The organism is Archangium sp., from assembly GCF_036388035.1.
Lineage (GTDB): Bacteria > Myxococcota > Myxococcia > Myxococcales > Myxococcaceae > Archangium.
On record NZ_DASVSO010000475.1, the window covers coordinates 1 to 7358 of the forward strand.

Here is a 7358-nt window from a genome sequence, read left to right on the forward strand (position 1 = left end):
TAGGCCCTCCACACGCCAAAGCTCCGCGTCAGGTGCGGATCCTCCCAGTGGATGGACCCCGTCTTGTGCGCGCCCGAGGACACGTTGATGATCCGCCCCTGGGGCGCCCGCCGCAACTGCTCCAGCAGCAGGTTCGTCAGCAGGAAATGGCCGAGGTGATTGACCCCTAGCTGGGACTCGAACCCATCCCGCGTCGTCTCCCGCTTCACGGTGATGACACCCGCGTTGTTGATCAACACATCCAGCGTCGGATGTCGGCTCTGGAGCTCGCGAGCGAAGTCCCGGACGCTCTCGAGCGAGCCGAGGTCGCACAGCAGGAGCTCGAGCTTGTCCGAGCCGCTGCGCTGGATGGCTTTCTTCAGCGCCTGCTCACCCCGCCCGGCATCGCGGCACGCCATGACGACGGTGGCGCCCCTTCGAGCCAGCTCCGTTGCGGTGGCAAGCCCCACACCCGAATTCGCACGGGTCACGACTACGGTCTTCCCATTCATCTGGCGGCCCTGCCTCCCAGGCTGTCTCACCCGTGGACATCATCCACCAGCTCGGTGGAGCGAGTCAGTGGAACAGCTCCTTGAATGGCTGCTCGCTACATATTATAAGCGTAATACGAAGAAGGTCAGCCCAGGTCCGCCGCGCGCTGGTACCGCGTTGCGTGCGCCTGAAGGAGGAGTCATGAACGGCCGAGTCGTTGTTCCCAAGACCACGCGGCACCTGCGGGAGCTGGAGCAGGTTCTGAAGGGGGCGGCGCCTCCTCCTCCCATCGCTCAGCTGCTGGGACTCCTGCTCACCGGCGTGGAGCCTGGCCGCGTCGTCATCGAGCTGGACGCTTCGGCGCGCCATGCCAATCCCATGGGCACCCTCCACGGGGGCGTCATCTGCGACATGGCCGACCTGGCCATGGGGGCATCCATGGCCACGACGCTGGAGGATGAAGAAAGCTTCACGACGCTCGACCTCACGTCGAAGTTCTTCAAGCCCATCTGGAACGCGCGCCTCCGGGCCACCGGGCGGGTGGTCAAGCGGACGCGGACGCTCGGGCTGGTGGAGTGCGACGTCGAGGACGAGAAGGGCAGTCTCGTGGCCAAGGTGTTCAGCTCGTGCATGGTCCTCCGTGGAGACGAGGCACGCGGGCGATGATGGCCACGATGCCCGCGGTAGAGGTGTGAAGCGCGGCGCGGCGCCGTTTCGCCTCGGGTGAACACGAAGCGTCCCCACGCTAAACTCATGCCATGAGCCAGAAAGCGGAGCAGAAGCAGAAGTCGCACGAAGCCATCCTGGCGTCCGCCGCCGCGCTGCTGCTCGAGCGAGGGATTCGCGCGAGCTCCGTCATGGACGTGATGAAGGGGGCGGGCCTCACGGTGGGGGGCTTCTATGCACACTTCGAGTCCAAGGAGCAGCTCTTCACCGAGACCATCCGCCTCACGGCCCGGGAGATGTGGAGCCGGCTGCTCCAGAAAGCGAGGAGCGACACGTCGCGCCCCGCGGTGCTCACCGTGCTCGACCGGTACCTGTCACGAAGACATCGGGACAACGTGGAGGTCGGCTGTCCCCTGCCGAGCATCGCCTCCGAGGTCTCCCGGGAAGGTGAGCCCTATCGTGAGGCGCTGGAGGGGGAGCTCGCCGGGTTCATCCAGGACTTGAGTGGCCTCCTCGGCCCAGGCGAGCAGTCCCGGGAGAAGGCACTCGCGCTGCTGGCCCTCATGTATGGCGCGCTGTCGCTGTCTCGCGCCGTTCGCGGCACGCGCCTGAGTGATGAGTTTCTCGAGGCGGCCCGGAAGCTCGGCGCGCAAGCCGTGAGCTAGGGCCGGGGCACGGCGGCCCGAAGGTGTCCACCCCGTGTCCGCCAAGGAGGGGCCCCGGTGGATGCACCAGGGGCCCCTCCGTCCCTCTCAGCGGCGGTTGCGCCGGCGGAGGGCGATCAATCCCAGCAGCGCCACGAGCGACGGCCCGGGCACGGCACCGCACCCGCCGCCCGCGAACGTCCGGGTGTCATCCACCACCGTCCAGGTGTACTCGGCCGGCGTCGGATCCACGTTGCCCGACTCATCCACCGCGCGGACGCGCAGGGTGTGCTCCCCCGGCTGGACGGTGTACTCCGCCTCGCAGGGAACATAGGCCCCTCCGTCCAGGCTGCACTCGAAGCGGGCTTTGGACTCGTCGGAGGCGTACTCGAACCTGCCGGTGCGCGCCGGGCCGCGCTCGGGCGGTCCCTGGGGGATGGTGGTGTCGGGCACGGTGTCATCCACCACCGTCCACTCGTACTTGGCCGGTTCCGGATCCACGTTGCCGGCCGGATCCACCGCGCGGACGAGCAGGGTGTGCTTCCCCGGCTCGACGGTGTACTCCTCCGGGCAGGGAACATAGGCCCCTCCGTCCAGGCTGCACTCGAAGTGGGCCGTGGGATCGTCGGAGGCGTACTCGAACCTGCCGGTGCGCGCCGGGCCGCGCTCGGGCGGTCCCTTGGGGATGGTGGTCTCGGGTGGCTTGACGTCCCCGATAAAGGACCGGGGCGTCGAGCTCTCCGTGGCGCTCAGCACGGTGGAGCGGGCCACGACCGTCTGCTTCTGCTCGTTGGTGATGGCCGGCACCGTGCACGTCCACGTGCCGTCCGCGCCCGTCGTGGTCGTGCACGCAGGGGTGGTGCTTCCATCGACGTAGAGCTTCACCGTGGAGCCCGGTGTCGCCGTGCCCGAGATGATCCCGGGGGACGTGGCGCCTTCGGCCGGGGTGGTGATGACGGGAATGAGCTGGCAGATGGAGAGCGCATCCACGCGGTACGTCACGGCGTTGTCGGTGTTGTTTCCCACGGGGCAGTCGACGTCGATGAGCGCCAGCCGCACCTGGCCGGAGGGCGCATCGAAGTCCCTCAACAGCGGGAAGCCCTTGCCCACGGCCACCTCCCGCGTGGTGCTCCTTCCCGGTGGGTTGTACCCGAGCGAGAACGCTCCGACCGTCGAGCCCTCCGTGGGATTGACGCCGAAGATGCCCGGGAACCAGTTATCGGTGCCGGAGTAGCTGACCGCACCGGCCACGTAGCGGATGCGGTAGCGGTCCGGCGTGCTGAGCGCGGGCTGGGCCGCGGTGGCGGGGATATCCGGGGTGTTCAGGTCCCTGTTGCTGACCAGCGTGCAGTCCCTCCGGCCCAGACGGGTGTAGAAGACGCTCTTCCCCGTGTTCTGGCAGCCGTGAGCCGCCTCGATGGTGCAGGTCGAGGAGCAGCCGTCTCCGTTGGTCTTGTTGCCGTCGTCGCAGGCCTCGGAGGGCGCCTTGATGCCATCGCCGCACGACACCGTGCACACCGACGGGGTCGCGCCGATGCAAACGTAGCTCGGCTCGACGGTGCAGATGGCGCTGCATCCATCACCGCCGGTGCTGTTGCCGTCATCGCACTGCTCTCCCTCGCCGAGTGTCCCATCGCCGCACCCCGTGTTGCAGATGGAGGGCGCGTCGAAGCAGCTGAAACCCGGCTCGATGGCGCAGGTGCCACTGCACCCATCACCCGAAACCGCGTTCGCGTCATCGCACGCCTCGCCAGCCTCGATGAGGCCATCCCCACAGACAGGGGCGAGCGAGGGGGTGACGTCCGCGACGAGCGGCTGGCTGGCCTGCTCCAGGGTGGAGGGGGTGGAGGGCGGCTCCAACTGGGCGTCGCAGCCCGCCGCGTTGAAGAGGAGGACGAGCCCGAGCAGCACCGGGCGGGGCCAGGACAGCCTCGGGGCCCTGCTCCGGAAGGGAGGAGGATTGGGTTTCATGGTCATGGTCGTTCTCACTTGACGGTGTCGGGGCTCGGCTCACCAGGACGCGTCTCCACGCCCTCGGTATCGCCGACGATGTGGAACTCCACGCGGCGGTTCTTCGCGCGGCCTTCCTTGGTGGTGTTGTCCGCGATGGGCTTCGTGGGGCCAAAGCCCTTGGCCTCCAGCCGCTCGCGCTTCACGCCCTTGTCCGAGAGGTACTTCACGACGGCCTCGGCGCGGCGCTGGGACAGGCCGGTGTTGTACTCGGTGTCGCCCTGGTTGTCGGTGTGGCCTTCCACGCGCATCTTCTCGATCTCCGGGTGCGACTGGAGGATGGCGGCCACGTCGTCCAGCAGCTTGTAGCTTCGCCGCTCGATGACGTCCTTGTTCACCTCGAAGTACACGGACTCGAGGATGTCCAGGCGGCCCGTCTCGATGCGCACGCGCTGCTTCTGCTTGCAGCCGTTGTTCTGCACGGTGCCGGGCTCGTCGGGGCAGTTGTCCAGCCGGTCGACGAGGGTGTCCCCATCCCGATCCTTGTCCGGGCAGCCCTTGTTCGGCGCGGGTCCGGCCTCGAGCGGGCAGGAGTCATCCTTGTCCGCCACGCCATCCGCGTCGTTGTCGGGATCCGGGCAGCCGTCCTCGTCCTGGAAGCCATCCTTGTCCTCGGGCTCCTTCGGGCAGCGGTCCTTCGAGTCGGCGATGCCGTCACCATCCGAGTCCGGATCATCCGGGCAGCCATCGCCGTCCTCGAAGCCGTTGAGGTTCTCCGGCTCCTTCGGGCAGCGGTCCGCGAGGTTGAGCAGGCCGTCCCCGTCGTCATCCTTGTCCGCACAGCCGTCGAGCTGAGCGAGGCCCGCGTCCTGGGGGCAGCGGTCCGCGACGTTCTTCACGCCATCGCCATCCGCGTCGAGGTCGGGGCACAGCGCCACCGGGTATGCCTGACCCTCCACGCACACGGGCTTGTCGCTGGGGGCGTAGGCCACTCCGGCCAGGAAGCGGAAGGCCGGCGTGCCCACCGTGTTGCCGATGCCGGGGCCGCCCATGGCGTACAGCTCGACGGGACCCACCGGGGCGCGCACGCCCAGCAGGGCCTCCAGGGACAGGGGGGAGCGGGCCAGCGGCACCGTGCCTCGCAGCAGCAGCTCGCCCTTCACCTTGCTCACCAGCGGGCCCGTGACGTTGAGGCCTCCGTTGAGCTCCACGCCCAGCTCGTCCCGGGGCTGGAGCGTTTCGGGCGTGAGCACGTACGTCTTCGTGCGCATCAGCGCGCCCACGTCGGCGCCCACGCGCCACCCACTGCCCAGCTGCTTGCCGAGCCCCACGCGCGGCGTGAAGGTGAAGCCCTGATCCCGGGTCAGCGCCTCCGCGCTCCCCAGCGGGAGCGCCACGCCCAGGTGCACCCCGAGGTCCAGTGCGTCCTCATTCTTCTCGGACAGCAGGCGCGCGCGGCCCTGGACCCAGGGCGTGCCCAGCGCGAAGGAGGAGGGCGCCGCCAGCCCCACGTCGCCCGTGTTGCCGGGCCACTGCCCCACCAACGGCACCTGCGCGCCCAGCTCGAGCCAGTCATAGAGCGCGTACGCGCCGCTCACGTGCGCCGTCACCCGGTCCTTGATGATGACGGCCGTACGCTCTCCACTCTCGAGCAGCACCAGGGGGTTGTGCTCCCAGTGGCCCGTCAGCGCGAGACGGTACTGCCCCTGGAGAAGCAGATCTCCCGTGGACAGCACGAGACTGTCCCTCGCGCCCGGATTGAGCTGGAGCCGCTCCACTTCGAAGCTGGGGATCCGCTGCTCCTGCGCCAGCGCGCTACACGCCCCGAGAATAAGGGCTCCGCTCAGACATCGTCGAAGTACTCGTACAGACAAGGTTCTCCTCCACTCGCCGACCGCGGCATCGCGGTCCCTCGGAGCCTCCTGTACACGAAGCATGCCCACTTTTCACCCAGAGAGGGTCCGACGTTTCCGGGGGCGGAGGGCAGGAGAAAGGCGTCTTCCCGGGCCGGTCGCGTCGACTGACACGTCAAAGGACGTTTCTGACGTGTCAGCGTCGGTTGACGCACCCGCGTCCCGTGACTGTCTCGTCCGTGACATCCGGGGAGCGTCGGCCGCGCTGATCCCTCTGGATTGACTGAAGGGCGTGGTGGAGATCGAGCTGGCTCAACGTCCGAGCGGGAGCACCCGGGTGCTCCTGTCCACGTGGATCACCGCGTCGAACTGCTCGGCCATCCGCGCGTCCAGGTAGTTGCCCGCGCGCTCCTGCGAGGGCTGGAACACCACGCCGACGGCTCGCTCCGGGCGGGTTTGCTGGAGCACCTCGGGCGCGTCACCCCGCAGCCGGACGACGAACCGGGGCAGGCCGAGCTGATGGAACAGGTGCTCGTAGCTGCCCTCCACCGCCGGCGCCAACGGCTTGTCCTCGGGCGCGCCGCCCCAGCTCGACGCGGCGGTGACAGCCCCCTCGTACGTGGTGAAGCCGAGCAGGAAGGTGCTCCGGTCCCACTGGGTGCGCACCAGCTCGCCCAGGTTCAGGTCGCCCTGCACGGCCACGCTCGTAGCGCGCGCATCGCCCACGTGCGTGTTGTGCGCCCAGACGATGACGCGGGCCCGCTGGCCCATGCGCGCGTGGTGCTCCGTCACCGCCTGGAGCACTCCGAGCATGTGCCGATCCCGGATGTTCCAGGAGTTCTCTCCCTGGTACATCCCGCGGTAGTACGCCTCACCGTCCCTCACCGCGCGGGCGCTCTCGCGGGCGTCGAACCACGCCTCGAGCGCCGCTTCGCCGCGCTGCTCGGCGCCGGGCCGCTGCGCCTCCACGTCTTCCAGCAACTGCGCGGCCTCGCGCGTGCACACCACCGCGCCTCTCGCTGCCGCGGGGCCATACGCCTCGCCGCCCTGGCCCGCCCGCCGGAAGCACGCGTGGTAGCGGCGCGCCCGCTCACCGGACTCCGGGGAGCTGTCCTCCAGATAGGCCACCGCCCGCGTGAGCGCCGCGTCCAGGTTCTGGAGATCCAACCCGTAGAAGCCCACCTTGCGTGGTGCCTGGGCATTGTGTGCGCGCATCCAGTCCACCAGGCCGCGAACCTCCTCGTTGCGCCACATCCAGTTGGGGAAGCTGGCGAAGCCGGCCAGCGGATCCGCCCCTGCCTCTTCGCCGCGCACATACGCGTTGACGGGCGAGGCCTCGGGCCAGTCCCCTTCGATCAGCACGGCGGTGAAGCCGTGCTCGGCGATGAGGTACTGGGTGATGCGGGAGCGAAGCTCGTAGAACTCGCGGGTGCCGTGGGTGTCCTCCCCAAGCAGCACCACGTCCACCGAGGCGAGCTCCTGTCCGAGCAGCGTCTCCCGGGCGGGGTCGGCCTGGAAGGGGAGCGCCGCGGCGCGGAGCTCCTCCACCTGCGCGTCCGTGGGTGGCTCCTGCCGGGTGATGCCCTGCTCCGTGCCACACGCCGACAGAACGCACAGAAAGACAATGAGCCCTGCCCCTGCTCGCCCATGGTTCGCCATGACCTTCAGGGATAAGCGCCGCGGATGCCCAGCACAGTTGTCGGAAAGGACAGGGGGCCTTCCCAGCGCCACGCCTGCCTGGAGGGCACTCAACCTCGCGTCCGTCATGCAGGTG

The 7358-nt window shown here is 69.0% G+C and carries 6 protein-coding genes; 2 read left to right on the top strand and 4 right to left on the bottom strand.

Annotation, left to right across the window (positions count from 1 at the left end):
• Positions 1–470: SDR family NAD(P)-dependent oxidoreductase (locus tag VF697_RS19270; RefSeq protein WP_331097081.1), on the bottom strand; the 470-nt coding region annotated here is incomplete at its 3' end.
• Positions 471–672: 202 nt separating this feature from the next.
• Here VF697_RS19270 and VF697_RS19275 point away from each other — a divergent pair.
• Positions 673–1137 (top strand): PaaI family thioesterase, encoded by a 465-nt coding sequence (locus VF697_RS19275; protein WP_331097083.1) that lies wholly within the window; start codon positions 673–675, stop codon positions 1135–1137.
• 92 nt (positions 1138–1229) lie between these two features.
• Positions 1230–1802, top strand: coding sequence for a TetR/AcrR family transcriptional regulator (locus VF697_RS19280; protein WP_331097085.1), 573 nt, complete (start codon positions 1230–1232; stop codon positions 1800–1802).
• An 87-nt stretch (positions 1803–1889) separates the two neighbouring features.
• Here the strand turns inward: VF697_RS19280 and VF697_RS19285 are convergent, their stop codons facing one another.
• The 3 genes from VF697_RS19285 to VF697_RS19295 all read right to left on the bottom strand — a co-directional run bounded on the left by VF697_RS19285 (position 1890) and on the right by VF697_RS19295 (position 7243).
• Positions 1890–3758: a DUF4215 domain-containing protein gene (locus VF697_RS19285; protein WP_331097087.1), complete on the bottom strand. Its 1869-nt coding sequence runs from the start codon at positions 3756–3758 to the stop codon at positions 1890–1892.
• An 8-nt stretch (positions 3759–3766) separates the two neighbouring features.
• On the bottom strand, positions 3767–5467 hold the full coding sequence (locus tag VF697_RS19290) for an OmpA family protein (protein ID WP_331097089.1): 1701 nt from the start codon (positions 5465–5467) through the stop codon (positions 3767–3769).
• Positions 5468–5896: 429 nt separating this feature from the next.
• A complete protein-coding gene (locus VF697_RS19295; protein WP_331097091.1) occupies positions 5897–7243 on the bottom strand; it encodes an erythromycin esterase family protein in 1347 nt (448 codons plus the stop codon).
• Positions 7244–7358: the final 115 nt, after the last annotated feature.